This is a genomic window from Pseudomonas sp. GW823-FHT02F05 (genome assembly GCF_058797315.1).
On the sequence record NZ_JBXAJM010000007.1, the window covers coordinates 213,836 to 216,812 of the forward strand.

The following is a 2,977-nucleotide window of genomic DNA, read 5'->3' on the forward strand; positions in this document are numbered from 1 at the left end:
GCCTGCGATGGCGGTGTGTCAGCCACTGCATCTGTTGCTGCACGACCGCTTTCGCAGGCAAGCCAGCTCCCACAGTTGATCTTCACTGCCTTGAGCAATGCGTTCGCTTGACTGACTGTCCTACGCCACCGGAATCAACGGATCGGCCGCTGCCAACGCCGCCGCTCTCTCTGCCATCGGTGGATAGATCCACACGCTATTGATCTGCTGTTTGAGTTCCTTGGCTTCCTGGCCCACCAGCTTGAGCTGACGGTCCCAGCCTTCGGTGTACACCGCGCCCCAGGCGCCGAGGTCGAGGCAGGTCACGTATTTGGGTTGGCTGTAGGCCATGGGGGCCACGCCGATCAGATCGGCGGCGACGTTGTTGCCGGCGTAGCGGCCCAGCGCGATGGCGTGCTGGCAGGACATGGCAGCGAAGTTGCCCAGCGCGTCAGTGGCGGCGTAGGCCACGTCGCCAGCGGCGAATATGGCAGCCTGGCCCTTGACCTTGAGGTGGGCGTCCACGTGCAGGCGGCCCTGGGGATCGCGGGTGCCCTCAATCTGTTCGGTCAGGGGGTTGGCGCGAAAGCCGATGGTCCAGATCACGGTGCTCGATTCAATCCGCTGCCCATCAGCCAGGGTCACGCCACCGGCATCCACCGAGGCGACCGAGGTGTTCAGTACCCATTCAAGCCCCAGTGCCTGGCTGGCTTCGATGATCGAGGGGCGTATGCCATCGCCCATCGACGCGGCAATCTGCGGCCCGCGGTCGACCACGATCACACGGATGTTGGCCGTCTCACCCAGTGCCGCACGCAGGCGCGCCGGCATTTCGGTGGCGGTCTCGATACCGGTAAAGCCGCCGCCGGCCACCACAACGGTATTGCGGGCCGGGCTGTCGGGCAGGTTTTTCAGGGCGTTGATATGGGCTTCAAGGTGCGCCGCGTCTTCGATCTGATCCACATCGAACACATGCTCGATGCCGTCCATGCCGGGGCGGTTCAGGCGGCTGCCGGCGGCCACTACCAGGCGATCGTAGGCGAGGGTGGCCGGGATGCCGGCCGCGTTGCGGTAGGTCACTTGCTTATTAGTGGCGTCGATGCTGTCGGCGGCGCCTTGCACAAAGGTCACGCCCACAGCGTCGAACAGCGCATCAAGCGGGGCCAGCATGGTATGTACATCGGGCTCGTAGAACCGCGGGCGGATACGCAGCTCCGCTTGGGGTGCGAGCAGGCTGATGCGCACATCGTTGCGGTCGTGTTTATCCAGTAGCCGAGCCGCGCTCAAGGCGCTCCACACGCCACCGAACCCGGCGCCAATGATCAGAATGTGTTGTTTCATGGGGTTGCTCCAGAGACCAGATAAGCCGCAAGGCATTGCCGGATCACTGTAAAAGCAGCAGGGCCTGTCCGAAAGGACATATAACCCTGGATGACTGCCACCTCTGCCGGCCTAGCGGGAAAAGCGCTCGCGGTAGTCGCGGGGTGAGATGGCCAGATGGCGGTGGAAGGTGCAGCGCATGCGTTCCTCATCGCCAAACCCGCAAAGCCCGGCGATCTGGTCGATGCTGCGCTGGGAGTCTTCGAGCATGCGGCGCGCCGCTTCCATGCGAAACAGTTCGATGGCCTTGGCCGGGGTGCGACCGGTTTTTTGCTTATAGACCCGGGCAAAGTTGCGTGGGCTCATATGGCTCTGCGCGGCCAGGCGCTCGACACTGAGGTCGCTGTCGCGCAGGTTGTCGCTGATCCATGCATGCAGCGCATCAAAGCTGGCGCTGTCGGCGGTTTGCGCTTGCAGCACCTGGCTGAACTGCGCCTGGCCACCGGGGCGCTTGAGGAACACCACCAATTCGCGTGCCACTTGCAGCGCCACTTCGCGCCCGCAGTCAGCCTCCACCAGCGCGAGCGCCAGGTCGATCCCGGCGCTGACGCCCGCCGAGGTCCACACCTGGCCTTGCTGCACGAAGATCGCGTCCACGTCCACCTCGATGCTCGGGAAACGTTGCTTGAGCAGCTCGCACATGGCCCAATGCGTTGCCGCGCGGCGCCCCTCCAGCAAGCCCGCCAGCGCCAGCAAAAACGTGCCGCTGCACACCGAGGCGGTCCGTCGCGCCTGGCCGGAGGCGTTGCGCAACCAGTCCACCAGCGCGGTATTTTCCAGCATGGCTTGCTCAATGGCCGGCGCGCCGGGTACCACCAGGGTGTCGATGGCAGCGGGGTCAAACTGTGCCAAGGCGACGGTGTCGACGCTCAAGCCCTCGGCGGTCGGCATCAGCCCGCCCGCCAGGCTGGCGTTGTGCAACACATAACCTTGCAAACCGCGCTCGGCCATGGCCTTGGTCGCGGCCCAGAACACCGTCTGGGCGCCAGTCAGGTCGAGCAAGCCCATGTGCGGGTAGGTCAGGAACACCAACGTGCGGGGTTGGGCCAAAGCAGAGAGTGCAGTCATGCGCAGGCCAGCAGCTTTTCCAGTTTTTCCTGATCCCGCGCAAACTGTCGGATCCCTTCGGCACGCAATCGCTCGGCGTATTCCGGGATGGCGCAGGCCTTGAGCAGCAGCGACGGGTTGGTGGTGGCGCCCACGGGCCCCAGGCGGCTGATGGCTTCCAGATTGCCGCTGTCGCAGACCACAGTGGTGAATGGCTTGAGTTGTTCAAGTTTGGACGTCATCGCCGCGTTCTCCGGAAAAGGGCACGGCGCTGTTTTACCATGTCCCGCGCACCTTGTTTACCCTGAGGCTGTCAGCTCCGGGCCGCCTTGGCATCCACAGAGAGGGGTAACCGCCAGAGTCCGGCGGAACCCTTCAGCCGGGCACTTGTCCCCGCTTCCCATGTCACCCCCCAGCCCACAGATACCTTAATTTTCCAAGCCTGCCGGAAGACACTCCAGGCCCTCGGCTGCGCCCGCTATTTTTTCCTGGGCGCCCGGCACTGCCGATCCAAGCGGCAAAACTGAATACGGACATTCTCGTCAACCGTGAATTATCAGGCAGGTTACCC

2 protein-coding genes and 1 pseudogene are annotated in these 2,977 nt (G+C 64.1%); all 3 read right to left on the bottom strand.

Annotated features, from left to right (window positions below; all coding sequences use genetic code 11):
• Positions 1–120 precede the first annotated feature (120 nt).
• Positions 121–1,320, bottom strand: a complete 1,200-nt coding sequence (locus AC1RAC_RS11305) for an NAD(P)/FAD-dependent oxidoreductase (RefSeq protein WP_492616586.1) — start codon at positions 1,318–1,320, stop codon at positions 121–123.
• Between the two features lie 111 nt (positions 1,321–1,431).
• Positions 1,432–2,427: a GlxA family transcriptional regulator gene (locus AC1RAC_RS11310; RefSeq protein WP_034127747.1), complete on the bottom strand. Its 996-nt coding sequence runs from the start codon at positions 2,425–2,427 to the stop codon at positions 1,432–1,434.
• 62 nt (positions 2,428–2,489) lie between these two features.
• A pseudogene (locus AC1RAC_RS11315) lies at positions 2,490–2,648 on the bottom strand (transaldolase family protein); the annotation flags it as partial.
• Between the last annotated feature and the right edge of the window lie 329 nt (positions 2,649–2,977).